The organism is Streptomyces sp. PH9007, from assembly GCF_059813725.1.
Genome location: NZ_CM187440.1, coordinates 3461414 through 3484924 on the forward strand (window position 1 = coordinate 3461414; position 23511 = coordinate 3484924).

The 23511-nt window shown below is 69.7% G+C and carries 19 protein-coding genes and 2 rRNA genes; 14 read left to right on the plus strand and 7 right to left on the minus strand.

The features are described from left to right. Positions 1–189 precede the first annotated feature (189 nt). From ACTFAP_RS15785 to ACTFAP_RS15805, 5 genes are all read left to right on the plus strand, one after another. Positions 190–3312 (plus strand): 23S ribosomal RNA (locus ACTFAP_RS15785). A 50-nt stretch (positions 3313–3362) separates the two neighbouring features. Beyond that, a 5S ribosomal RNA gene (gene rrf, locus ACTFAP_RS15790) occupies positions 3363–3479 on the plus strand. A 95-nt stretch (positions 3480–3574) separates the two neighbouring features. After that, entirely contained in the window at positions 3575–4729 is a 1155-nt protein-coding gene (locus ACTFAP_RS15795; RefSeq protein ID WP_500469478.1) for an acetoin utilization protein AcuC, read from the plus strand. Between the two features lie 617 nt (positions 4730–5346). Further along, a complete protein-coding gene (locus tag ACTFAP_RS15800; protein WP_019431885.1) occupies positions 5347–5556 on the plus strand; it encodes a helix-turn-helix domain-containing protein in 210 nt (69 codons plus the stop codon). Between the two features lie 133 nt (positions 5557–5689). Beyond that, complete coding sequence (locus tag ACTFAP_RS15805) at positions 5690–5788, plus strand: 30S ribosomal protein bS22 (protein WP_003948845.1); 99 nt, start codon at positions 5690–5692, stop codon at positions 5786–5788. A gap of 184 nt (positions 5789–5972) precedes the next feature. Here ACTFAP_RS15805 and ACTFAP_RS15810 read toward each other — a convergent pair whose 3' ends face one another. The 3 genes from ACTFAP_RS15810 to ACTFAP_RS15820 form a co-directional block, all read right to left on the minus strand. Continuing rightward, positions 5973–7220 carry a DUF5667 domain-containing protein gene (locus ACTFAP_RS15810; protein WP_500466643.1) on the minus strand — a complete coding sequence of 416 codons (1248 nt, stop codon included), beginning with the start codon at positions 7218–7220 and terminating at the stop codon, positions 5973–5975. Positions 7221–7491: 271 nt separating this feature from the next. After that, positions 7492–8343, minus strand: a complete 852-nt coding sequence (locus ACTFAP_RS15815) for an ECF subfamily RNA polymerase sigma factor, BldN family (RefSeq protein WP_495681196.1) — start codon at positions 8341–8343, stop codon at positions 7492–7494. A gap of 334 nt (positions 8344–8677) precedes the next feature. Next, the gene (locus ACTFAP_RS15820) at positions 8678–9706 is read right to left on the minus strand and encodes an HAD-IB family hydrolase (RefSeq protein WP_495681197.1); all 1029 of its coding nucleotides are present in this window, start codon (positions 9704–9706) and stop codon (positions 8678–8680) included. 75 nt (positions 9707–9781) lie between these two features. Between ACTFAP_RS15820 and ACTFAP_RS15825 the strand changes: the two genes are divergently transcribed. From ACTFAP_RS15825 to ACTFAP_RS15860, 8 genes are all read left to right on the plus strand, one after another. After that, entirely contained in the window at positions 9782–10069 is a 288-nt protein-coding gene (locus ACTFAP_RS15825) for a glutaredoxin family protein (protein WP_390124135.1), read from the plus strand. 231 nt (positions 10070–10300) lie between these two features. Continuing rightward, the gene (locus ACTFAP_RS15830; RefSeq protein ID WP_400013428.1) at positions 10301–11083 is read left to right on the plus strand and encodes a redox-sensing transcriptional repressor Rex; all 783 of its coding nucleotides are present in this window, start codon (positions 10301–10303) and stop codon (positions 11081–11083) included. Beyond that, the gene (hemA, locus tag ACTFAP_RS15835; protein WP_500466644.1) at positions 11080–12624 is read left to right on the plus strand and encodes a glutamyl-tRNA reductase; all 1545 of its coding nucleotides are present in this window, start codon (positions 11080–11082) and stop codon (positions 12622–12624) included. The genes ACTFAP_RS15830 and hemA overlap by 4 nt, the downstream gene beginning before the upstream one ends. After that, positions 12621–13607 carry a hydroxymethylbilane synthase gene (gene hemC, locus ACTFAP_RS15840; protein ID WP_500466645.1) on the plus strand — a complete coding sequence of 329 codons (987 nt, stop codon included), beginning with the start codon at positions 12621–12623 and terminating at the stop codon, positions 13605–13607. The genes hemA and hemC overlap by 4 nt, the downstream gene beginning before the upstream one ends. Continuing rightward, positions 13604–15271 carry a uroporphyrinogen-III synthase gene (locus ACTFAP_RS15845; protein WP_495681200.1) on the plus strand — a complete coding sequence of 556 codons (1668 nt, stop codon included), beginning with the start codon at positions 13604–13606 and terminating at the stop codon, positions 15269–15271. Before hemC ends, ACTFAP_RS15845 begins: the two co-directional genes overlap by 4 nt. Before the next feature lie 59 nt (positions 15272–15330). Next, positions 15331–16311, plus strand: coding sequence for a porphobilinogen synthase (gene hemB / locus ACTFAP_RS15850; RefSeq protein ID WP_500469480.1), 981 nt, complete (start codon positions 15331–15333; stop codon positions 16309–16311). A 45-nt stretch (positions 16312–16356) separates the two neighbouring features. Beyond that, complete coding sequence (locus tag ACTFAP_RS15855) at positions 16357–17139, plus strand: SDR family NAD(P)-dependent oxidoreductase (RefSeq protein WP_495681201.1); 783 nt, start codon at positions 16357–16359, stop codon at positions 17137–17139. Beyond that, positions 17139–18149: a serine hydrolase domain-containing protein gene (locus tag ACTFAP_RS15860; protein WP_500466646.1), complete on the plus strand. Its 1011-nt coding sequence runs from the start codon at positions 17139–17141 to the stop codon at positions 18147–18149. Before ACTFAP_RS15855 ends, ACTFAP_RS15860 begins: the two co-directional genes overlap by 1 nt. A 51-nt stretch (positions 18150–18200) precedes the next feature. Here the strand turns inward: ACTFAP_RS15860 and ACTFAP_RS15865 are convergent, their stop codons facing one another. Beyond that, positions 18201–19070 carry an alpha/beta hydrolase-fold protein gene (locus ACTFAP_RS15865; RefSeq protein ID WP_495681203.1) on the minus strand — a complete coding sequence of 290 codons (870 nt, stop codon included), beginning with the start codon at positions 19068–19070 and terminating at the stop codon, positions 18201–18203. 109 nt (positions 19071–19179) lie between these two features. On the opposite strand from ACTFAP_RS15865, the gene ACTFAP_RS15870 reads away from it, so the two are divergent. Continuing rightward, on the plus strand, positions 19180–19755 hold the full coding sequence (locus ACTFAP_RS15870) for a TetR family transcriptional regulator (RefSeq protein WP_495681204.1): 576 nt from the start codon (positions 19180–19182) through the stop codon (positions 19753–19755). An 82-nt stretch (positions 19756–19837) separates the two neighbouring features. On the opposite strand, the gene ACTFAP_RS15875 is transcribed toward ACTFAP_RS15870, so the two are convergent. From ACTFAP_RS15875 to argS, 3 genes are all read right to left on the minus strand, one after another. Continuing rightward, positions 19838–20062, minus strand: coding sequence for a type II toxin-antitoxin system VapC family toxin (locus ACTFAP_RS15875; protein WP_500466647.1), 225 nt, complete (start codon positions 20060–20062; stop codon positions 19838–19840). A 132-nt stretch (positions 20063–20194) separates the two neighbouring features. Next, entirely contained in the window at positions 20195–21388 is a 1194-nt protein-coding gene (locus ACTFAP_RS15880; RefSeq protein ID WP_495681206.1) for a S8 family serine peptidase, read from the minus strand. A 284-nt stretch (positions 21389–21672) separates the two neighbouring features. Then, positions 21673–23442, minus strand: a complete 1770-nt coding sequence (gene argS / locus ACTFAP_RS15885) for an arginine--tRNA ligase (RefSeq protein ID WP_500466648.1) — start codon at positions 23440–23442, stop codon at positions 21673–21675. Positions 23443–23511: the final 69 nt, after the last annotated feature.

Here is a 23511-nt window from a genome sequence, read left to right on the forward strand (position 1 = left end):
TAAGGAGCTTCTAGGCTGCCTTTTGGTAGTCCAGAGCCACTACGCCGGCGAGTGTCCGGCGGTGGTTTGCTCATGGGTGGAACATTGACTGCAACATTTGGTTCGCTGTTGGGTGTCTGAAGGTACGGCTGTGAAAGGTCGAATCTTCGGTTGTTGTTTGAGAATTGCACAGTGGACGCGAGCATCTGTGGCCAAGTTTTTAAGGGCGCACGGTGGATGCCTTGGTACCAGGAACCGATGAAGGACGTGGGAGGCCGCGATAGTCCCCGGGGAGTTGTCAACCTAGCTGTGATCCGGGGGTTTCCGAATGGGGAAACCCGGCAGTCGTTATGGGCTGTCACCCACTGCTGAATGTATAGGCGGTGTGGAGGGAACGCGGGGAAGTGAAACATCTCAGTACCCGCAGGAAGAGAAAACAACCGTGATTCCGGGAGTAGTGGTGAGCGAAACCGGAGGAGGCTAAACCGTATGTGTGTGATACCCGGCAGGGGTTGCGCATGCGGGGTTGTGGGAGCTTTTTTGATCGTTCTGCCGGACGGTCGGTGAGTAAGAAACTGTGTGGATAGGCGAAGGGCATGCGAAAGGCCCGGCGTAGAGGGTAAGACCCCCGTAGCTGAAATCTGCATGGCTCACTTAAAGGTTTCCCAAGTAGCATGGGGCCCGAGAAATCCTGTGTGAATCTGGCGGGACCACCCGTTAAGCCTAAATATTCCCTGGTGACCGATAGTGGATAGTACCGTGAGGGAATGGTGAAAAGTACCGCGGGAGCGGAGTGAAATAGTTCCTGAAACCGTGTGCCTACAAGCCGTGGGAGCGTCGTCATGCGCACTTGTGTGTATGGCCGTGACTGCGTGCCTTTTGAAGAATGAGCCTGCGAGTTTGCGGTGTGTTGCGAGGTTAACCCGTGTGGGGTAGCCGTAGCGAAAGCGAGTCCGAACAGGGCGATTGAGTAGCATGCCCTAGACCCGAAGCGGAGTGATCTAGCCATGGGCAGGGTGAAGCGAGGGTAAGACCTCGTGGAGGCCCGAACCCACCAGAGTTGAAAATCTGGGGGATGACCTGTGGTTAGGGGTGAAAGGCCAATCAAACTCCGTGATAGCTGGTTCTCCCCGAAATGCATTTAGGTGCAGCGTCGTGTGTTTCTTGCCGGAGGTAGAGCACTGGATAGGTGATGGGCCTTACCGGGTTACTGACCTTAGCCAAACTCCGAATGCCGGTAAGTGAGAGCGCGGCAGTGAGACTGTGGGGGATAAGCTCCATGGTCGAGAGGGAAACAGCCCAGAGCATCGACTAAGGCCCCTAAGCGTGTGCTAAGTGGGAAAGGATGTGGAGTCGCAGAGACAACCAGGAGGTTGGCTTAGAAGCAGCCACCCTTGAAAGAGTGCGTAATAGCTCACTGGTCGAGTGATTCTGCGCCGACAATGTAGCGGGGCTCAAGTACACCGCCGAAGTCGTGTCACTGCAACAATACTTCTAACGAAGGTTGTGGTGGGTAGGGGAGCGTCGTGTGCCGGGTGAAGCAGCCGTGGAAACGAGTTGTGGATGGTATGCGAGTGAGAATGCAGGCATGAGTAGCGATACAAGAGTGGGAAACTCTTGCGCCGATTGACTAAGGGTTCCTGGGTCAAGTTGATCTGCCCAGGGTAAGTCGGGGCCTAAGGCGAGGCCGACAGGCGTAGTCGATGGATAACCGGTTGATATTCCGGTACCCGTTGTGGAGCGCCAACGCTGAATCAGGCGATGCTAAGCCCGCGAAGCCGCCATCTGTCCCTTCGGGGGTGGGTGGAGTGGTGGAGTCGGTGGTCCAGACCTGTAGTAGGTGAGTGATGGGGTGACGCAGGAAGGTAGTCCAGCCCGGGCGGTGGTTGTCCCGGGGTAAGGGTGTGGCCCGTGGAGCAGGTAAATCCGTTCCACACGAGGGTGAGACCTGATGCCGAGCCGATTGTGGTGAAGTGGATGATCCTATGCTGTCGAGAAAAGCCTCTAGCGAGTTTCACAATGGCCCGTACCCTAAACCGACTCAGGTGGTCAGGTAGAGTATACCGAGGCGTTCGGGTGAACTATGGTTAAGGAACTCGGCAAAATGCCCCCGTAACTTCGGGAGAAGGGGGGCCATTTCTGGTGATGAGACTTGCTCTCTGAGCTGGGGGTGGCCGCAGAGACCAGCGAGAAGCGACTGTTTACTAAAAACACAGGTCCGTGCGAAGCTGTAAGGCGATGTATACGGACTGACGCCTGCCCGGTGCTGGAACGTTAAGGGGACCGGTTAGTCACATTTCGGTGTGGCGAAGCTGAGAACTTAAGCGCCAGTAAACGGCGGTGGTAACTATAACCATCCTAAGGTAGCGAAATTCCTTGTCGGGTAAGTTCCGACCTGCACGAATGGCGTAACGACTTCTTGACTGTCTCAACCATAGGCCCGGTGAAATTGCACTACGAGTAAAGATGCTCGTTTCGCGCAGCAGGACGGAAAGACCCCGGGACCTTTACTATAGCTTGATATTGGTGTTCGGTTCGGTTTGTGTAGGATAGGTGGGAGACTGTGAAGCCTGGACGCTAGTTCAGGTGGAGTCGTTGTTGAAATACCACTCTGATCGTGCTGGATGTCTAACCTGGGTCCGTGATCCGGATCGGGGACAGTGTCTGGTGGGTAGTTTAACTGGGGCGGTTGCCTCCTAAAGAGTAACGGAGGCGCCCAAAGGTTCCCTCAGCCTGGTTGGTCATCAGGTGGTGAGTGTAAGTGCACAAGGGAGCTTGACTGTGAGACTGGCAGGTCGAGCAGGTGCGAAAGCAGGGACTAGTGATCCGGCGGTGGTTTGTGGAAGCGCCGTCGCTCAACGGATAAAAGGTACCCCGGGGATAACAGGCTGATCTTCCCCAAGAGTCCGTATCGACGGGATGGTTTGGCACCTCGATGTCGGCTCGTCGCATCCTGGGGCTGGAGTTGGTCCCAAGGGTTGGGCTGTTCGCCCATTAAAGCGGTACGCGAGCTGGGTTTAGAACGTCGTGAGACAGTTCGGTCCCTATCCGCTGTGCGCGTTGGAGTCTTGAGAAGGGCTGTCCCTAGTACGAGAGGACCGGGACGGACGAACCTCTGGTGTGCCAGTTGTTCTGCCAAGGGCATGGCTGGTTGGCTACGTTCGGGAGGGATAACCGCTGAAAGCATCTAAGCGGGAAGCCTGCTTCGAGATGAGGACTCCCACCCACTTGATGGGGTAAGGCTCCCTGTAGACGACAGGGTTGATAGGCCAGATATGGAAGCCTCGTGAGAGGTGGAGTTGACTGGTACTAATAGGCCGAGGGCTTGTCCTCAGATGCTCGCGTCCACTGTGATTTTTTTTCGAATGACAACCATTTAGAGTTTCGGTGGTCATGGCGAAAGGGAAACGCCCGGTTACATTCCGAACCCGGAAGCTAAGCCTTTCAGCGCCGATGGTACTGCATGGGGGACCGTGTGGGAGAGTAGGTCGCCGCCGAACAATCTTTGAAGTGAGCCCCACCGGGTTACCGGTGGGGCTCACTTGCGTTGTGGGTTACCGTGGCAGCCATGAACGCAGGGGCGGCAGCGCGACTGATGTGGGACGACGGAGTCACCCGATATGACTTCGGGCCCGAACATCCCATGAAACCCGTGCGACTTGAACTCACCATGCGGCTCGTCGAAGACCTCGGCCTCACCCGGCACCTCGACCTCGCCGGGGCCCGCCCGGCCGGCGAATCCACGCTGCGGCTCATCCACCGCCCCGACTACATCGAGGCCGTACGCCGGGCCTTCGCCGACCCCCGGGACACCGACCGCTGGCACGGCCTGGAGACCGAGGACAACCCGGCGTTCGCCGGCATGCACGAAGCCGCCGCGCTCATCGCCGGCCTCTCGGTCGGCGGAGCCGAAGCCCTGCACAGCGGAGCCGTCACCCATGCCGTCAACTTCTCCGGCGGGCTGCACCACGCCATGCCCGGCTCCGCGGCCGGCTTCTGCGTGTACAACGACGCGGCCCTCGCCATCGCCCGTCTGCTGGAGCTCGGCGTGCAACGCGTCGCGTACGTCGACCTCGACGCCCACCACGGCGACGGCGTCCAGGAGGCGTTCTGGGACGACCCCCGCGTGCTGACCCTCTCCGTGCACGAACACCCGCGCACGCTCTTCCCGCACATCACCGGCCGGCCCGACGAGACCGGCGACCCGGAGAAGGCACCCGGCAGCGCCGCCAACCTGGCGCTGCCAGCCGGCACCTCCGACGCCGGCTGGCTGCGGGCCGTGCACGCCGTCCTCCCCGAGCTGCTGGCCGACTTCCGGCCGCAGGTCCTGGTGAGCCAGCACGGCGCCGACACCCACTTCGAGGACCTCCAGGCGCATCTCCTGCTCAGCCTGGACGCCCAGCGGGCCGGCATCGAGGCCGCGCACGACTGGGCCCACCGGTACGCCGACGGACGCTGGCTGGCGCTCGGCGGGGGCGGCTACGCGGTCGTCGACGTCGTCCCCCGCCTGTGGGCGCACCTGACGGCCGTCGCCGCCCACGCGCCCGTCGACCCCGCCACGCCCGTGCCCGACAGCTGGCGGCAGACCGTGTACGCGCTCACCCGCGAGAGCGGCCCGTGGCGGATGACCGACGGGCGCACCCCCAAGTGGCTGGACTGGGAGGCGGGTTACGATCCGGCGGATCCGGTGGACCAGGCCGTCCTCGCCACCCGCCGGGCGGCCTTCCCGCAGCGCGGGCTGCTGCCCTGACGAACGGGCGGCGTACGACGGCCCCCTCCCGTACTACGTCACCTGATTGCGTGGCGCGCGTACCCCGTGCGGTGTTCTCCTCCCCCCGGTGCGGGCGGGAAGTGTCGACTTAACGACCCCATTGCGGGTACGGAGGCCGGCGCCCCGTGCGCGATGCGGGGCACGGGGGAGCCGGGCGGGCGCATGGGTTTTCTTCACCCGGGCCCCAGCACGCCCCCGGCGCACACAACTGCCCCAGCTCTCCGCCGGATGGACCGTACTTTCCCCCGGCGGTGGCCAAGGCCGCAGGCCACGGGCGGTGTCCGGGGGCGCGCGGGGGGGCCGGCGGCGGGACCGCGGGGCGCGGCCCCGGCCGGGGTACGGGGACAGCCCGGCGGTCCGCGGCACGGGGCGCGCGGTGCCGGCCCGCACGGATGTGGCCCCGGCTTGCGCCCGAGAGCCCCTGATGCGCTATGGGCGCAATCGGCGTTCTCTGTCAGCTTGGTGGCAAACGGCCGGTTGAGGCACCTCTTCCTCACTCGCATCACCCGCCCCTAATCTGGGGAGGAGCGCACTTGCGAGAGGGAGTCACCGGAGGGGAAGCCGGTGCCCGACATGTGCGGAAGGTCAGGTGTGACATGGCTGCTGGTGAAAGGCTTCTGAGCGAAGCCAAGTTCCTGACCGTGGCGGAGGTCGCCGCGGTGATGCGAGTGTCCAAGATGACCGTGTACCGCCTGGTGCACGCCGGTCATCTGCCCGCGATCCGGGTAGGAAGGTCCTTCCGGGTCCCCGAGCAGGCCGTCCACGAGTACCTGCGGGAATCCTTTGTAGGGGTGGAAAGCGCCTGATGGCGGGCCGGGAGAAGGCCCGCTAGGCACTCGATTTACCCGTATCACCCGGTGACCGGTAGGCTGACCCCCATGTAGGTCGTGTGGGCTCGGACGCCCCGCACCGAGTCATCGAAGTGAGCGAGGGTAAGTCGTGGGCTCTGTTATCAAGAAGCGGCGCAAGCGGATGGCGAAGAAGAAGCACCGCAAGCTGCTGAAGCGCACCCGCGTGCAGCGCCGCAACAAGAAGTGAGCGAGCGCGGCTGAACCGGTCCTCCCGTCATACGGATGGGAGGACCGACGCATGCCGCCGCTCCGCGGCGCGGGGCCGTCACACGGCCGGCGCGGAATACGTGAAGTGGCCCGGTCGCGGTGTCTTGTCGACACCCGCGACCGGGCCACTTCGTGCTGCTTTCCCGGACTGTTGTCCGCCGTCGCTATTCGGCGTTCTTCACGTTCAGCCCGAGGCCCGGGAGCAGGTCCTGCACCAGGGGCGGGATGGTGACGTCCGGCTGCGGCAGGGGGCCGAGCGGGGCGTCGCCCGAGCCGCCGTCCTCGTCCGTGCCGGTGCTCGGCGCGGGCGGGTTGAGCAGCCCGGTGCCGCCGAGCAGTCCCTCGTACTCCTCGGCGGCCGTGGAGGGGCTCTCCTGGCCGCCGGGGACGTCCTCGGTGTCCTCGGAGCCACCGGGGGCCTCCGTGGCGTCCGTGTCGGGCGTACGCGGCGTTTCGTCGGCGGACGGGGCGGAGTGCTGCCGGTCGCCGGCGTCGGGGTCGGCGGCGGCGGAGTGCTCCGGCTCCTGGGGGAGCAGGGTGCGCAGCGGGACGATCTCGTCGTCCATGGCGTCGAAGACGGAGGTGACCTCCTCGCCGATGTCCCACAGCTGGGCGGGGAGTTTGCCGCGCAGCAGGTCCCAGGTGTCGCGGTGGCCCTCGGCGAAGGACGACAGGGTCTGGAGCGGATCCAGCGAGCCGTCCGCCGCGTGGGCCTGGCTGAGCAGCCGGTGTCCGTGGGCGGCGTCGTCGGCCATGCTGCTGAGGGTGGTGCGGATCTCGTGCAGCTGCTCGTGGTCGAGGTCGCCGGCCCGGCCGCGGTCCATGAGGCGGTGGGCCTCGTGCAGCCGGGTGGAGGCGTGGTCGAGGTAGAGCTGGGCGCGTGCGGTGTCGCCGCCGGTGAAGTCCAGGCGCAGGTCCTCCATGCCCCGTTTGAGGCCGTAGAGGGTGTCGCCGGGCAGGGCGTTGGTGCTGGCGACGGCGGCGCCGCCGAAGGCACCGGCGGCCACGCCCATGGACAGGCCGCCGGCGGCCAGGCCCTTGGTGAGCCGGCTGCGCGGGCGCAGCCGGCTGAAGGCGTCACTCAGCGGGGTGGCCCGGTGGGCGCCGCGGCCGGTTCTGGCCGCGGCGCGCTGTTCGGGGATGTGCTCCTCGCCGCCGCGGGCGGCGGCGAAGGCGGTTTCCATGGCGGCCATCAGCTGGGCACGCTGGGTGGTTTTCGTCTCGGCGCTCAGCTCGGGCCGGGGCAGGGCGGTCAGCCGGTCCGTCACGGACAGCAGGGCTGCCTGTTCGGTCCCGTCGGCCGGCGGTGCCTCTTCGGGCCCGCCCGCCACGGCCGCCTCGTCCGGCCGGGGCTCCTCGACGGCCCGGGCGAACTCCTGGGCCCGTCGGCTTGCTGGCACGGATCCGATCACGGGCGGCACCTCCTCTCGTCAGCACGGTCGACTCCCCGATGCGGATGGATGGTTGCCGGTCGCCACCGCTATCACCCGTTCGGGTGATAGCTGGGTGGTGGGGCCGGTCATAGGGAGTCTGCGAACTCGACAACGAGTGGACGGGCACTCGGGTTACGGCTGGAAGATAATGTTACTGTTCGCCGTTGACTGGTGACGCATGGCGGTCATGGGGCCGTGCTCCCCGCACGCTCACGGGCGGCACGAGGGGCGGGGCGGGGGAACGGCGGCGCTATCTCGCGTCGTCGGGCAGCAGCCGGGCCAGGGTGCGCACCGCGCGGTACTGGAGGGTCTTGATGGCCCCTTCGTTCTTGCCCATCACCCGGGCGGTCTCGGCGACCGAAAGGCCCTGGAGGAAGCGCAGGGTCACGCACTCCTGCTGCTGCGGGTTGAGCTTGCGGACCGCTTCCAGCAGCGCGGTGTTGGACAGCGACTCCAGGACGGAGTCCTCGGGGCTGCGCTCGACCTCGTTGGCGTCGAGCATCTCGCCGGTGGTGATCTCCAGCCGGAAGCGGCTGGACTTGAAGTGGTCGGCGACGAGATTGCGGGCGATGGTGACCAGCCAGGCGCCGAAGTCGCGGCCCTGCCAGGTGAACGTGCCGATCCGGCGCAGGGCGCGCAGGAACGTCTCGCTGGTGAGGTCCTCGGCGGTGGCCCGGCCGCCGACCCGGTAGTAGATGTACCGGTAGACGGTGTCGGAGTAGTGGTCGTAGAGGCCGCCGAAGGCCTCGGACTCGCCGGCCTGGGCGCGTTCGACGAGGTCCATCATGCGCCGGCTGTCGCTGTCGGCGGCGGGGCGGCGGGCGGTGGTGTTCCTGGGGATGCGCCTGCCGGTGCTGGGGGCGGGGGCCGCGGGGGCGGTGGCCGGGGCGGTCGCGGGTGGGGTGGCGGGGACGGGGGTCGGTGAGGCGGAGGTGGTGCCGGCGGTGCCTTCGGCGAGGACATAGGCGGGGCCGGCGGGGACAAGTGCGGCGGAGAGGGTGGACATGGCGTACGCGGGGGGGACGAAGACGCGCAGCCGGCCGAAGACCGTCGTGCGCAGCGTGGCCAGGCCCGAGGTGTCAACCCCGACGTGTGGGTACACGGGACTCCCAGAGGCAGAGCTTCCGACACGTGCAGTGGTGCGGGTCCGTCAGCCGACGCCTGGGGGGAGACGCCTGGGGACCGGAATGCGTCTGAGGAGAATAACGCTTTGTACTTGGCGTGCTACGCGTAGTTGCGAAAATCGCCGATTAGGTTTGAAGAGTTACGTGTTGTTGTCGGCGCGCTACCCAACGCCATGGGCTTGCTGATCGCCGAATGCCCGGATGCGATCACTGGATGAACGAATGTGACCGATGGCCGGTCGGGGGACTGTCCGCCGCGAGCGCGGGGTAAAGGGCCGGAATGCCTCTGGCGCGCCGGGGTGCGCCTGCGGTTCAGCGCCGGCGCCGCCGCAGCGCGACCGCCGCGACGGCGCCGCCCGCCACGGCTCCGGCGCCCGCGGCGGCCGGGACCCCGATCCGCACCGCCTTGCGGCCGGTGCGGTAGTCGCGCACCCGCCAGCCCTGTTTGCGGGCGTGCGCCCGCAACGCGCTGTCCGGATTGATCGCGTAGGGATAACCGACAAGAGACAACATCGGGATGTCATTCGCCGAATCGCTGTACGCCGCGCAGCGCTCCAGGTCCAGCTCCTGGCGCCCGGCCAGCGCCCGTACCGCCATCGCCTTGGCCGGGCCGTGCAGCGGTTCGCCGACCAGCCGGCCGGTGTAGATCCCGTTCACCGACTCGGCGACGGTGCCCAGCGCCCCGGTGAGGCCCAGCCGCCTGGCGATGATGGTGGCCGTCTCCACCGGGGCCGCCGTCACCAGCCACACCCGCTGCCCGGCGTCCAGATGGGCCTGGGCCAGCGCCTGGGTGCCGCGCCAGATGCGCCCGGCCATGTACTCGTCGTAGATCTCCTCGCCCATCGCCATCAGTTCGGCCACCTTGTGGCCCTTGACGATGGACAGCGCGCTGTCGCGGGCGTCCCGCATGTGCTCGGCGTTCTCCGAGCCCGCCATCCGGAAGTACGCCTGCTGCCAGGCGAACCGCACCAGATCCCGGCCGCTGAAGAACTTGCGCTTGTACAGGCCGCGCCCGAAGTGGAAGAGGGCCGCGCCCTGCATCACCGTGTTGTCGAGATCGAAGAAGGCCGCCGCCCGGACATCACCGGGCACCGGGAACTCCGGCTCGGCCACGGTCTCCCCGGCCGCCTCCGCCGACGCCTGCCCGGCCAGTTCGCTGCGCCGAGTGGGGGCCTGGCCCGGCCACCGCCAGCGGCCCCTGGCCAGGTCGGCCAGCAGACCCGTACGGCTCCCGGCGGTGCCGCCGTCCTCGCCGCCCGGATCGCCGCCCGGACCGGCGTCACGGTCACCGGTACTGAGGTCAGAGCGGTCGGCGGGCTGGTCCAGCGGCGAGCTTGCCATGTGATCGAGGATAGCCAGTCGCGCGCGGAGCACCGGTTGCGCGGGCATGTCGCCCGGATTGCCATGCACGGCACAATGGGCGGCATGAGACCCCTGCTGCGCCGTGCGTCCCGTAAGTCTCCCCAGGACCGCGTCGTCACGTTGATCGGGAAGCCCGGCTGTCATCTGTGCGATGCCGCCCGGGAGGTGGTGGCGGCGGTGTGCGAGGAGACCGGGGCTGCCTGGGAGGAGCGGGACATCACCGTGGACGCGGAGCTGCACCGGCTGTACTGGGAGCAGATCCCGGTGGTGCTGGTGGACGGTGAGCAGCACGATTTCTGGCGGGTGGACGCCGGGCGGCTGCGCAGCGCGTTGGGAGCTTGAGCCCGGTTTGGTTTAGCATGCGGGGTCGTTTTTTCCGTTCCGGTGCACATACGTGAGGAGTGTGACCAGGTGTCCCTGTTGATGCGTGTGGCACCGGTCACTTTGGACGGACAAAGCGGACACCATCTTTGTGCACGCGTTCACAAAGGCATAGCCTGGGCGCGACGGGGCGGTCTCGGCGCGTGCGCCGTACGCGACCGCTCTCCGCTTGGCTCGACCGGCAGGAGCACCGTGGCAACTGGCCGAAACCACCGACCGGCGACGCGCAGCCGAGGAATCCCCGAGGCGACTGTCGCCCGGCTTCCGTTGTATCTGCGGGCGCTGACCGCGCTGTCCGAGCGCTCGGTGCCGACGGTCTCCTCGGAGGAGCTGGCAGGCGCCGCCGGGGTGAACTCGGCGAAGCTGCGCAAGGACTTCTCCTACCTCGGCAGCTACGGCACCCGGGGCGTGGGGTACGACGTCGAGTATCTCGTGTACCAGATCTCGCGTGAACTCGGGCTCACCCAGGACTGGCCCGTGGTCATCGTCGGCATCGGTAATCTCGGCGCCGCGCTGGCCAACTACGGCGGCTTCGCCTCCCGCGGCTTCCGGGTCGCGGCGCTCATCGACGCCGACCCGAAGATGACCGGCAAGCAGGTCGCGGGCATCGGCGTGCGGCACGTGGACGAACTCGAGTCGATCGTGCACACCAACGGTGTCTCCATCGGTGTCATCACCACCCCGGCGGGCGCGGCCCAGCAGGTGTGCGAGCGGCTGGTGGCCGCCGGCGTCACCTCGATCCTGAACTTCTCCCCCACGGTGCTCTCGGTGCCGGAGGGGGTGGACGTGCGCAAGGTGGACCTGTCGATAGAGCTGCAGATCCTCGCCTTCCACGAGCAGCGCAAGGCCGCGGACGAGATCTCGCGCGGCGTACGGCCGCGCGGTGCCCGTACCGCCGCGCCCGCCGACGGCGGCGCGGACCGGCCCAAGGGGCAGGGCCCCGACGGGGACATCCCGGCGGTGATGCCGGCATGACGTTGCTCGTGGTGGGAGTGAGCCATCGCAGCGCCCCGGTGAGCGTGCTGGAGCGCGCCGCGATCGCGCCCGGCGTACGCGCCGAGCTGCTGCACGATCTGCTGGCGGCCGAGCCGGTGCTGGAGGCGGCGCTGCTGTCGACCTGCAACCGGGTCGAGCTGTACGCGGACGTGGACCGGTACCACGCCGGGGTCGCCGAGCTGTCCGGGATGCTGGCGCGCTACGGCGGTGTCGGGCCGGACGAGCTGGACCCGTACCTGTACGTGCGGTACGAGGACGAGGCCGTCACCCATCTGTTCACGGTGGCCTGCGGGCTCGACTCGATGGTGGTCGGCGAGGGGCAGATCCTGGGGCAGCTGAAGGAGTCGCTGGCCCTCGCCCAGGAGGAGCAGACCGCCGGGCGGATGCTGAACGAGCTGTTCCAGCGTTCGCTGCGGGTGGGCAAGCGCGCGCACAGCGAGACCGGCATCGACCGGGCCGGACAGTCGCTGGTGACCTTCGGCCTCGGGCAGCTGGACCCCGACCGGGACCGGGTCCTCGCGGATGGCGCCCAGCCGGACATGTCGTGGGTGCGCGGGCTGCGCGCGCTGGTGATCGGTGCCGGGTCGATGTCGTCGCTGGCCGCGACGACGCTGGCGCGCGCCGGTGTCGCCGAACTGGTGATCGCCAACAGGACGCTGGAGCGCGCGGAGCGGCTCGCCGCCTCGCTGGACGCGGAGCGCGGCACGGCCGCCGGACCCGACCACGCCGCGCACGGCACGGCCTCCGAGGGCGTCGCCGGTGACGGCGAGAGCGCCGGCCGGGCCACCGTGCCCGCCCAGGGCGGGCAGCACGGCCGGATGTGCCCCGTCGGCGACGGCTGCGACCACGCCCCGGCCGCCGCCGGGCCCCGGGCCCGCGCCGTGCCGATCAACGCCATCTCCATCGCCGCCGAGCTGAAGCTCGCCGACCTCGTCATCTCCTGCACCGGCGCCACCGGCCTGGTGCTGTCCGCCTCCGCCGTCGCCGGCGCGCTGGGCGAGCGGCACGCCGGGCAGGGCGAGCCCGCGCTGCTCGACCTGGCGATGCCGCGCGACATCGACGCGGCCGTGCACCGGCTGCCCGGGGTGCGCCTGGTCGACATCGAGTCGCTGGCCGCCGCCTCCGCCGACGCCCCGATGGCCGCCGACGTGCAGGCCGTGCGGGACATCGTCGCGCAGGAGGTCGCCGACTTCGGCGCCGCCCTGCGCGCCGCCTACATCACCCCCACCGTCGTCGCCCTGCGCGCGATGGCGGCCGACGTGGTCTCCAGCGAACTGGCCCGGCTGCACGGCCGGCTGCCGGGGCTGGGCGAGAAGGAACGCGCGGAGGTCACCCACGCGGTGCGCCGCGTCGTCGACAAGCTGCTGCACGCGCCGACCGTGCGGGTCAAGGAGCTGGCCGGTGAGCCGGGCGGTGCCGATTACGCGGCCGCCCTGCGCGAGCTGTTCGATCTCGACCCGCACGCGGTGGCCGCCGGTGGCGGCAGCACCAGAAGTAACGCGGAACAGGAGCGGTCATGACCACCCCCCACCGGGCCCTGCGGCTCGGCACCCGGCGCAGTGCCCTCGCCATGGCGCAGTCCGGGATGATCGCGGACCAGGTCCGTGCCCTCACCGGGCGACCGGTCGACCTGGTGGAGATCACCACCTATGGCGACGTCTCCCGGGAGGCGCTGGCCACCATCGGCGGCACCGGAGTCTTCGTCTCGGCGCTGCGCGACGCGCTGCTGGCCGGCGAGATCGACTTCGCCGTGCACTCGCTGAAGGACCTGCCCACCGCGCAGCCCGCGGAGCTGGCCCTGGCGGCCGTGCCGGTCCGGGCGGACGCGCGGGACGCGCTGGTCGCCCGCGGCGGGCTGACCTTCGAGCAGCTGGTGGTGGAGAACGGCGTCACCCGGATCGGCACCGGCTCGCCGCGCCGCATGGCGCAGCTGAACGCGTGGGCCCGCTCGCTGGGTTGCGAGTTGGACACGGTCGCCATCCGGGGGAATGTCGACACCCGGATCGGGTACGTGAGCGGCGGCGAACTCGATGCCGTCGTCCTCGCCTCCGCCGGGTTGCACCGGCTGGGGCGGGAAGCGGAGATCACCGACTTCCTGCCGCCCGACACAGTCCTGCCCGCCCCCGGCCAGGGGGCACTGGCGGTCGAGTGCGCCGCGTCGAACGCGGAGCTCGCCGCCCAGCTCGCGGAGCTGGACGACCCGTTCACCCGGGTCGCCGTCACCGCCGAGCGAAGCCTGCTCGCCGCCCTGGAGGCCGGTTGCAGCGCACCTGTGGGTGCGCTGGCCGACCTGCGGAGCGATGAGCGGGATGTCACCGAAATGCGCCTGCGCGGCGTCGTCGGCACGACCGACGGCACCACGCTGGTGCAGCTGTCCACCACCGGTCCCGTACCGGCGTCGCCCGCCGAGGCGGTGGCCCACGCAGCACGTGTGGGTGCCGAACTCGCCCGGGAGATGCTCGCCAAAGGCGCGGCCGGTCTGATGGGGGAGCGAGCACTTTGAGCCCCACCGCCGCACGCATCCTGGCGGCCCAGCCGGCCGGTCACTCCGGTCCGTACCACGGGCACGTCACCTTTCTCGGGGCCGGACCGGGTGATCCGGGCCTGCTGACCCTGCGCGCCGTGGAGGCGCTGGCGCGGGCCGATGTCCTGGTCGCCGATCCACGCGCGTACGACGTGGTGCGCACACATCTGCGGCCCGGCACGGAGACCCCGCTGCAGAACGCCGCCCTGGGCGCACCGACCGCGGCGGCGAGTGATGCCGCCGATCTTGTCATGCGGGCCGCGCGCGGCGGCAAGCGGGTGGTCCGTGCGGTCGCCGGTGATCCGGGGATGGACGCGGACGCCACCGCCGACATGCTCGCGCTGGCCGCCGAGGGCATCACCTTCGAGGTGGTTCCCGGTATCGCGCACGCCGTGGGCGTGGCCGCGTACGCCGGGGTGCCGCTGCGCGACCCGGACGGCGCCGATGTGCGGTTCGTGGACGCGGCGACCGCCGACGAGCGGTGCTGGACCGAGGTCGGGACCTCCGACGCCACGGTGGTGGTGTCGGCGGTGCTGGAGTCGGTGGCCGGTACGGCGGCGCGGCTGATCTCCTCGGGCCGCAAGCCGGACACCCCGGTGTCGGTGACGATCGCGGGTACGACGACGCGGCAGCGCACGTGGTCGGCGACGCTGGGCACGGTGGAGCGCACGCTGAAGTCGGCGAAGGTGCTGCCCTCGGCCGAGGGCGACCGGCCGGTGATAGCGGTCGTGGGCGAGCGCGGGGCGCCGGAGTCGCGCGATCAGCTGGCGTGGTTCGAGTCGAAGCCGTTGTTCGGCTGGAAGGTGCTGGTGCCGCGCACGAAGGAGCAGGCGGCGTCGCTGTCGGAGCAGCTGCGCTCGTACGGCGCGGTGCCCAGCGAGGTGCCGACGATCGCGGTGGAGCCGCCGCGTACCCCGCAGCAGATGGACCGGGCCGTCAAGGGCCTGGTGACCGGGCGGTACGAGTGGATCGCGTTCACCTCGGTGAACGCGGTGCGGGCGATCCGGGAGAAGTTCGAGGAGTACGGGCTGGACGCGCGGGCGTTCGCCGGGATCAAGGTCGCGGCGGTCGGTGAGCAGACCGCCCGGGCGCTGATCGAGTTCGGTGTGCGGCCCGATCTGGTGCCCAGCGGCGAGCAGTCGGCGGCGGGGCTGCTGGAGGACTGGCCCCCGTACGACCCGGTCTTCGACCCGATCGACCGGGTGTTCCTGCCGCGCGCCGACATCGCCACCGAGACGCTGGTGGCGGGCCTGGTCGAGATGGGCTGGGAGGTGGACGACGTGACGGCGTACCGGACGGTGCGCGCCTCGCCGCCGCCGGCCGAGACCCGGGAGGCGATCAAGGGCGGTGGCTTCGACGCGGTGCTGTTCACCTCCTCGTCCACGGTGCGGAACCTGGTCGGCATCGCCGGCAAGCCGCACAACGTGACGGTGATCGCGTGTATCGGGCCGGCGACGGCCAAGACCGCGCAGGAGCACGGGCTGCGGGTGGACGTGCTCTCGCCCGAGCCGTCGGTGCACGCGCTGGCCGAGGCGCTGGCCCAGTACGGCGAGGAGCGCCGGGCGGCGGCCGCCGCCTCCGGCGAGGTGCTGAAGCGGCCGAGCGAGAAGCGTCCGCAGCGACGGAGGGCCCGTACCTCGTGAGTGAGCCAGTGAGCAGCGGATACGGTTCTGCACCGGTCGCGCCGTCCGCGCCGTCCGCCGTGCCCCGGTTCCCGGCGGCGCGGCCCCGGCGGCTGCGGACCACCGCGGCGATGCGCCGGATGGTGGCCGAGCACCAGGTGCGTCCGGCCGATCTGGTGCTGCCCGCGTTCGTGCGGGAGGGCGTCGCCGAGCCGGTGCCGGTCTCCTCGATGCCGGGCGTCGTCCAGCACACCCTGGACTCGCTGCGGAAGGCCGCCGCCGACGCGGTGGCGGCCGGGGTGAGCGGGATCATGCTGTTCGGGGTGCCGCTGGTCAAGGACGCGGTCGGTTCGGCCGGCACCGACCCGGACGGCATCCTGCAGCGGGCGCTGCGCGCGGTGCGGGCCGAGGTCGGCGACGAGCTGGTCGTGATGGCGGACACCTGCCTGGACGAGGTCACCGACCACGGCCACTGCGGGGTGCTGGACGCGCACGGCCGGGTCGACAACGACGCCACGCTCGCCCGGTACGCCGAGATGGCGGTGGTGCAGGCGGACGCCGGCGCCCACATGCTCGGCCCCTCCGGGATGATGGACGGTCAGATCGGGGTGATCCGGGCGGCGCTGGACGCGGCCGGGCACCAGGACGTGTCGCTGCTGGCGTACACGGCGAAGTACACCTCGGCGTTCTATGGCCCGTTCCGGGAGGCGGTGAACTCCTCGCTGCGCGGGGACCGCAAGACGTACCAGCAGGACCCGGCGAACGGGCGGGAGTCGATGCGCGAGCTGGCGCTCGACCTGGCCGAGGGCGCCGACCTGGTGATGGTGAAGCCGGGCATGCCGTACCTGGACGTGCTGCGCCGGGTGGCGGACGCGGTGGACGTACCGGTGGCCGCGTACCAGATCTCCGGTGAGTACGCGATGGTCGAGGCGGCGGCCGAGAGGGGCTGGATCGAGCGGGAACGCGCGATCGACGAGACCCTGATGTCGTTCAAGCGGGCGGGCGCCGATGTGATCCTCACCTACTGGGCCACCGAGGCGGCCCGGCGGCTGGCAGGCTGAGGGCCGCAGCACCGGTACGCGGAACGACGCAGGAGAGAAGGCGCCATGAGCAGCACCGCCATACAGGAACCCACCACCGCGCCCACCGCCGTGGTGAGCGGGGCGAGCAGCGGGATCGGCGCCGCCACGGCGCGCCGGCTCGCGGCGGCCGGGTACCGGGTGGTGCTCACGGCGCGCCGCGCGGAGCGGATCGAGGCGCTCGCGAAGGAGCTGACGGAGGCCGGGCACGCGGCCCTGGCGTACCCGCTGGATGTCACCGACCGGGCGGCGGTGGACGCGTTCGCGGCCTCGCTGGAGCGGGTGGACGTCCTCATCAACAACGCGGGCGGGGCGTACGGCCTGGACACCGTCGCGCAGGGCGATCCGGCGGACTGGCGCGCCATGTACGAGGTCAATGTGCTGGGCGTGCTGCACATGACGCAGGCGCTGCTGCCGGCGCTGGTCGCGAGCGGGGCCGGCACGGTGCTGGTGGTGTCCTCGACGGCCGGGCTCGGCACGTACGAGGGCGGTGGCGGCTATGTGGCGGCCAAGCACGGGGCGCACGCGCTGACCGGGACGCTGCGTCTGGAGCTGGCCGGGGAGCCGGTGCGGGTGATCGAGATCGCGCCGGGGATGGTGGCGACCGAGGAGTTCTCGCTGAACCGCTTCGGCGGGGACGCGGAGCGGGCGGCGCAGGTGTACGCGGGGGTGGCGCAGCCGCTGACCGCCGATGACGTGGCGGACACCATCGCGTGGACGGTGACCCGGCCGCCGCACGTGAATGTGGATCTGCTGGTGGTCCGGCCGCGCGCGCAGGTGTCGAACACCAAGGTGCACCGGGAGAGCTGATGCCGGCACGGGCCGGGGTGGTGGCGGTGGCGCGGGCCCTGGCCCGCCCCGGGTTCGTGGTGCTGGCGGTGCGGGACGGCGCGGTGCTGGCCGAGGGAGCCGGCGGGTGGGCGGTGCGCTGGGGCGCGGGCCCCGGCGGGCCGGTCGAACTGCCGGTGGGGGACCACGTGCTGATGACCGTGGACACGGTGTTCGATCTGGCGTCGCTGACGAAGCTGTACACGGCGCTGCTGGTGGCGCGGGCGGCGGACGAGGGGCTGCTGGATCTGGACGCGCCGGTGGGCCGGTATGTGCCGGAGGTGCCGGACCCGCGGGTGACGTTGCGTCTGCTGCTGGCGCACCGCGGCGGGATGGCGGCCGACCTGGACCTGGCCCCGTACGGGACGCGCGCGCTGCGCCTGGCGGCGGTGTTCGGGGAGCCGCTGGAGTATGCGCCGGGGGAGGGTGAGCGGTATTCGGACCTCGGGCTGATCACGGCCGGGGTGGCGGTGGAGCGGGCGGCGGGTGCCGCGCTGGACGTGCTGCTGGAGCGCTGGTTCACCGGGCCGCTGGGGCTGGTGGACACCGGGTTCCGGCCTTCCGCTGACCGGGTGGCGCGGTGTGCTGCCACCGAGTACCAGCCGTGGACGGGGCGCGGGGTGGTGCGCGGTGAGGTGCACGACGAGAAGGCGTTCCTGCTGGGCGGGGTGGCCGGGCACGCGGGGGTGTTCGGTACGGCGCGGGAGGTGGCCGTGCTGGCTCAGGTGCTGCTGAACGGCGGCCGGTACGGGGGCGTGCGGGTGCTGAGCGAGGAGCGGGCGGCGCGGTGGCCGGGGTGGGAGCGGGACCGGCCCGCGTACATGGGCGCGCTGGCCTCGCCCCGTACGTACGGCCACACCGGTTTCACCGGGACGAGTGTGGTGGCGGACGCCCGGAGCGGCACCGTGCTGGTGCTGCTGACGAACCGGGTGCATCCGGGACGGGAGCGGCCGGTGGCCGGAGTCCGGGCGGCGGTGGCCTCGGCGCTGTGAGGCCCGTCCCGGGTGGGACGAGCCGGTGGGCCGCTCGCGGCCGGGGTCCGGTCAGCGCCGGTGGCAGGTCTTCAGGTAGCTGAGGAAGGACGCCTGGAGGCCGGTGACGTGGGTCTCCCGCAGCAGCGCGCGCGAGACCTGTTCCGACCTTCCCCGGGTGTGCAGTTGTTCCACCGTCGTGAGGACGTGCCGGGCCATGCCGCGGTAGAACGGGATGTCGCCCAGCACTTCGGCTTCGTTCAGCGTGATGTGCAGCCGGGGAGCGGCGGCGTCCTCGCCGGGGTCCGGGAGGGCTTCGACGAGGGTGAAGATCTGGCTGTCCTTGCTGGCCACGCCGGGGCTGCCCGCACCGACGCTCGCGAAGAGTCCGGTCTCGCGCAGCCAGGTGTAGAGGGCGAAGAGACCTCCGTAGGAGTAGCCGAAGAGGCCGTGCCCGGACTCGCTGACCCGCAGCTTCGACCGCAGGTGGGGGTGGAGTTCGCCGGTCAGGAAGTCGAGGAAGACGTCGGCTCGGGCTTCCCCCAGCTCCGCGAGGTAGGCGTCGATCTGTTCCTGGGTCATGGCCCCCGACTCGCGGGCTGCCGTGAGGGTGGCCAGCGTGTCGTCACCGATGGGTTCGCCCGGGGGCACGAGGTCGCGGTTGCGGATCTGTGCCCAGGCCGCGGCCTCCTCGCCGGTGTAGCCGATGGTGACCTGGATGTAGGGGGCGATCGTCAGGTACGGGTCCGCCTGGCTGACGATGAGGGGCGCGGTGAGGCCGACCGTCCAGTTGCCGTCCAGTACGTAGATCAGCGGCAGGGGGTCCGTGGAGTCCGCGTATCCGGGGGGTGTGGTGACCCAGACGCCGTAGCGGTGCCCTGAGCGGGCGGTGATCTCCAGGTACTCCGTGTCCGGCAGGCAGCCGTGCCATATCTCGCTCATCGGGTTGCTCCCCTCCTGCGGCCGTGGCCCGCGCAGCTATCCTCAACAGTGGTGAATTGATCTTGCGATAACGTACTCAACAGTGGTGAAGCTGTCAAACGGAGGCAACGTGAGATCACCGGTGGGGGAAGGGAAGCAGCGTCTCCTGGAGGCGCTGTTCGAGGAGTTCGGCGAGAACGGCCCCAGCCCGAACCTGTCGATGCGCCAGGTGGCGGAACGGCTCGGCGTGCACCACACGCTGCTGACGTATCACTTCGGGTCGCGGCCGGGGCTGCTGCGTGCCGTGCTGGCGGAGGCGCGCCGCCGCGACAACCTCGTCATCGCCGCGACCGGCGAAGAACTCGGGTTCGAGGCCCTGTGCCGAGCGATCTGGACCTTCTACTCGGACCCCGCACACGAAGATCGCACGCATGCCTTCTTCCACCTGGTGGGGCTCGCGGTCTATGAACGCGACGCGTTCCAGGAGCTCGTCGTCGACATCGACGGCCTGGCGCACCTGCTCGAAGCGGCAGCCCTTCGCGACGGCGCGACGGCAACCGGCGCCAGGCGGCAGAGCATCATCGCGACCGCGGGTCTGCGCGGCCTCCTGCTGCAGAGGCTGCTGACCCCGACCGCCGAGGTCGACGCGGCGGCCGAGCACTTCATCACCTCGCTGGCCGCGTTCGGGAGTGAAAGTCACCCGTAGGAGGTCACCCGTCGTCAACGGGGGGGGGCCGGCGGCCCGACGTTCTGTTCGCCATCGCGGGCGAGGACATCGTTTCGGGTGGTCAGGGGGCCGAAGTGAATACCTCGATGTCGCACTTCGCCGCGCCGCCGCGTGTGCTCCTCGCGTCGGCGGTGATGAGGGGCATACCGAGCGTTTCGGCGAGGGCGACGTAGTGGGCGTCGTACGCGCTGAGGTTGGCCCGGAGGGACTGGCCGGCTTGGGTGGCGCGGATCTTCATCATCTGCACGGCGTCGTCGGAGACGTCGCGAATGGTCACGGCAGCCATGAATGCGTTATAGCAGCGAAGAATGCATAGTGCATTCAATGAGGCGTGGGGTGCGCGCGGCTGAACGGGATGGTGCCCCGCCCGCCGCTGCTGCGGCGGGCGGGGCGGTGATGTGCTGTCGGGCCCTGGGGGTTACGGGACCTGGAGGAGCTTGTTCGGCGAACCGGTGCCGGGGCTGCCGACCTGGCCGGTGACGGAGGCCGAGTCCAGGGCGGACCAGACCTGGGCGGGGGAGGCGCTGGGGCTGCCGGCGAGGTAGAGGGCGGCGACACCGGCCACGTGCGGGCTGGCCATCGAGGTGCCGGAGATGGTGTTGATGGCGGTGTCACTGGTGCGCCACGCGGCGGTGATGCTGGTGCCCGGGGCGAAGATGTCCACGGTCGCACCCCAGTTGGAGTAGCTCGCGCGGGCGTCGTTGCTCTGGGTGGCGCCCACCGTGATGGCCTCGGCGACCCGGGCCGGCGAGTAGTTGGCGGCGTTGGCGTTGCTGTTGCCCGCGGCGACGGCGTACGTCACGCCGGAGGCGATGGAGTTGCGGACGGCCGCGTCCAGCGCCGTGTTGGCGCCGCCACCCAGGCTGAGGTTGGCGACGGAGGGGCCGGAGGCGTTGGCGGTCACCCAGTCCACGCCGCCGATGACGGAGGCGGTGGTGCCGCCGCCGCTGTTGTCCAGGACGCGGACGGAGACCAGGTCGGCCTGCTTGGCCACGCCGTAGGCGGTGCCGGCGGCGGTGGAGGCGACGTGGGTGCCGTGGCCGTTGCCGTCCGCGCCGCCCTGGTTCCAGTAGTCGTAGCCGAAGCTGGCCCGGCCGCCGAAGTCCGAGTGGCTGTGGCGGATGCCGGTGTCGACGACGTAGATGGTGACGCCGTCACCGGCGGAGTCCGGGTAGTTGTACGTCTGGTTCAGCGGGAGGCTCGGCTGGTCGATGCGGTCCAGGCCCCACGACGGGGGGTTGACCTGGGTGGCGTCGAGAGACACCCGCTGGTTCTGCACCACTTCCTTGACCGACGGGTGCGCGGCCAGGGCGAGCGCGTCGGCCTCGCTGGCCTCGATCTCGTAGCCGTTGAGGGCGTGTTCGTAGGTGGTGACGATCTCCGCGTCGAACTTGTCGGCCAGGTTCTCGGCGGCGACGGAGGCCGCGGAGAACGTGGTGTCCTCAAGTATGACGATGTAGCTGTCCTCTATCGTGCCCGGGGCGTCCGCGTTGGCGATGAAGCCCAGGGGCTGGTCGGCTGCGCCCGTGTTGGCCGAGGCGGGAAGTGCAACGCCGATGCCGAGTGCCACGACTGCGGCGGTGGCCAGAACGGTCTTGCGCATCGCTGCCATCTGAGGGGTCCTCCTCATAGAGGTGCTGCGGTGGGGGTGAACCGATGCGTGATGATCGTGGGCATGACACCCGCGATCGCTCAGCCGAAATCATTCGCCCCGGCAGAGGAGACCGGCAAGGGGGCGTCGGTGTTTGTCACGTATATGTCATCCGACGGTCACGTAACGACACAACAGGCGTGATGTCGAAGCGGTATTCGGCAACTCAAACCACAAAGGGGGCGGGGAAACGCCAGAATTCTGGCAGCTTCCTCCGCCCCCACCGGGGGTGCCGACGCTCCGTCCTACAGGCGCTCGGGCGTCTCGATGCCCAGCAGCGACATGCCCTGGCGCAGTGTGCGCGCCGTCAGCTCGCACAGCAGCAGCCGGTTCTCCACCATGGCGGGCGACTCCGCCTTCAGCACCGGGCAGTTCTCGTAGAACGTCGCGTAGTGCGAGGCCAGCGCGTACAGATACCCCGTCAGCCGGTGCGGCTCGTAGTGCCGCGCCACCTCGTCCAGGGTCTGCCCGAACTCGTCCAGGTGCAGCCCCAGCGCCCGCTCGGCCGGGGCCAGCGGCAGTTCGGGGTGCGCCACCGCGCGCGTGATGCCCTGCTCACGCCCGCGCCGCAGGATCGACTGGATACGGGCGTACGCGTACTGGAGGTACACGCTGGTGTCGCCGTTGAGCGAGACCATCCGGTCCAGGTCGAAGATGTAGTCCCGCGAACGGGAGGTCGACAGGTCCGCGTACTTCACCGCGCCGATGCCCACCTGGGTGGCGCGTTCGGCGATCTCCGCCTCGGGCAGCTCCGGCGCCTTCTCGCGGACGACCGAACCGGCACGCTCCACGGCCTCGTCCAGCAGGTCCATCAGGCGTACGGTCTCGCCCGCCCGGGTCTTGAACGGCTTGCCGTCCTTGCCCAGCACGGAGCCGAACGGCAGGTGGTGCGCCACCCCGTCCGGCAGCCAGCCGGCCCGGCGCGCCGTCTCGAAGACCATCTTGAAGTGCAGCGACTGCCGCGCGTCCACGATGTAGAGCATGGTGTCGGCGCCCAGCACCCCCACCCGGTCGCGGACCGCCGCGAGGTCGGTCGCCGCGTACCCGAAGCCGCCGTCCGCCTTCTGTACGATCAGCGGAACCGGCCGGTCGTCGGGGCCCTTGACGTCGTCGAAGAACACGCACAGCGCGCCGTCCGAGCGGACGGCCACCCCGGACTCCTCCAGCTCACGCGCCAGCGTGGGCAGATCGCTGTTGTAGGCGGACTCGCCCACCACGTCCTCGTCGGTCAGCAGCACGTCCAGCCGGTCGTACACGGCGTTGAAGTACAGCTTCGACTCGTCGACGATCCGCTGCCACAGCGCCAGCGTTTCCGCGTCGCCCGCCTGGAGCTCCACCACCCGGCGCCGGGCGCGCTCCTTGAACTCGGCGTCCGTGTCGAAGACGGCGCGCGAGGCCCGGTAGAGGTGGTTCAGGCGGGAGATCGCCGCCTCGCCGGCCTGCGTGCCGCCCTGGTGGTCCAACTCGTCGGGGTGCTCGATCAAGTACTGGATCAGCATCCCGAACTGGGTGCCCCAGTCGCCGATGTGGTTGCGCCTGACGACCTTCTCGCCCCGGTGCTCCATCAGCCGCACCAGCGCGTCCCCGATCACCGTGGAGCGCAGGTGGCCGACGTGCATCTCCTTGGCGACGTTCGGCTGCGAGTACTCGATGATCATCGTGCCCGGGTCCGTGGTGAACGGCACCCCGAGGCGGTCGTCGGCGGCACGCGCGGCGAGGTTGGCGGTGATGGCCTCGTCGGTGACCGTGATGTTGAGGAAGCCGGGACCCGACACCTCGACATCCTTGATCGGCCCGTCCCCGCCGGTGGTGAGCGCCGCCACCACCTCGGTGGCCAGCTCTCTCGGGTTGGACTTCAGCCGCTTGGCCAGCGCCAGCATCCCGTTCGCCTGGAAGTCAGCCCGGTCACTTCGTCGCAGCAGCGGGTCCGCACCGGCGGCCTCGGGCCGGGCGGCCCCGAGAGCCTCGGCGAGGCGCTGATCGACGACGGTGGCAAGGGCGGGAACCGAGGACATGGGAGAGCGAGCCATTCCGTAGGAGACAATGGATTCGCGGAGTCAACGCGGATTCTGAGAATCTTCGTC